Genomic DNA, 1,313 nt, shown 5'->3' with positions numbered 1-1,313 from the left:
ACGGGGAAGTGGAACGCCATGTGGCACTCGTCGCCGCCGGAGCTGTAGTCGCCGAAGTAGTCGACGACGTCCTCGGGCCACTGGTTGGCCTCGGCCAGCAGCACGGTGTCCGGGTACATCGCGTCGATCTCGCGCCGGACCCGCTTCAGGAAGGCGTGCGTGGCGGGCAGGTTCTCGCAGTTGGTGCCCTCCTCGGCGTAGAGGTAGGGCACCGCGTCCAGGCGGTAGCCGTCGATGCCCAGGTCCAGCCAGAACCGCAGGGCGGCCAGGATCTCCTCCTGCACGGCCGGGTTCTCGTAGTTCAGATCCGGCTGGTGCGAGAAGAAGCGGTGGAAGTAGTACTGGCCGCGGACCGGGTCGAAGGTCCAGTTGGAGGACTCGGTGTCGACGAAGATGATCCGGGCGTCCTCGTACTGCTTGTCGTCGTCGGCCCACATGTAGTAGTCACCGTAGGGGCCGTCGGGGTTCTTGCGGGACTCCTGGAACCACGGGTGCTGATCGCTGGTGTGGTTCATGACGAAGTCGATGATCACGCGCATGCCGCGCTGGTGCGCGGCGTCCACGAACTCCACGAAGTCGGCGAGGTCACCGAACTCGGGGAGAACGGCGGTGTAGTCGGAGACGTCGTAACCGCCGTCCCGCAGCGGCGACTTGAAGAACGGCGGCAGCCACAGGCAGTCGACTCCCAGCCACTGGAGATAGTCGAGCTTGGCGGTCAGGCCCTTCAGGTCGCCGACGCCGTCGCCGTTGCTGTCCTGGAAGGAGCGGACCAGGACCTCGTAGAAGACGGCGCGTTTGAACCACTCCGGGTCCCGGTCCTTGGCGGGGGTGTCCTCGAAGGTGTCCGGTACGGGGTCGTTGACGGTCATGACGCTGCGGGCCCTCCGATCTGGGGCGTCGATCGCCCGACGTGGAGCACGTGCGCCGGCGCCCGGCCGGGCGTGAGTCGCACGTAGTTGGTCCTGCCCCAGTGGTACGTCTCGCCCGTCAGTTCGTCGTGCACGGACGGGGCGGCGTCCCAGTCCAGGCCGAGTCGCGGCATGTCCAACGAGACCGTTGCCTCCTGGGTGTGGTGGGGGTCGAGGTTGACGACCACGACGACCGTGTCGGTACCCGTGCGCTTGCTGTAGGCGAGCACCGCGTCGTTGTCCGTCTGATGGAACCGGAGGTTCCGCAGGCGCTGTAGCGCCGGGTGCCGCCGCCGGATGGTGTTGAGCTGGGTGATGAGGGGTGCGATGGTCCGCCCCTCGCGTGCGGCGGCCTCCCAGTCGCGGGGCTTGAGCTGGTACTTCTCCGAGTCCAGGTATTCCTCG

At 67.2% G+C, this 1,313-nt stretch carries 2 protein-coding genes; both read right to left on the bottom strand.

Annotated features, from left to right (window positions below):
• The coding region (locus ACH4LD_RS42985; protein WP_398059997.1) for an alpha-amylase family glycosyl hydrolase at positions 1–869 on the bottom strand (869 nt) is incomplete at its 3' end.
• Positions 866–1,313: alpha-glucosidase C-terminal domain-containing protein (locus ACH4LD_RS42980; RefSeq protein WP_398059995.1), on the bottom strand; the 448-nt coding region annotated here is incomplete at its 5' end. The genes ACH4LD_RS42980 and ACH4LD_RS42985, both read right to left, overlap by 4 nt.

It is taken from the genome of Streptomyces sp. NPDC017676 (genome assembly GCF_044329325.1).
GTDB lineage: Bacteria > Actinomycetota > Actinomycetes > Streptomycetales > Streptomycetaceae > Streptomyces.
The sequence above is the reverse complement of the archived record's forward strand: the minus strand, read 5'-3'. Positions and strand labels throughout refer to the sequence as shown.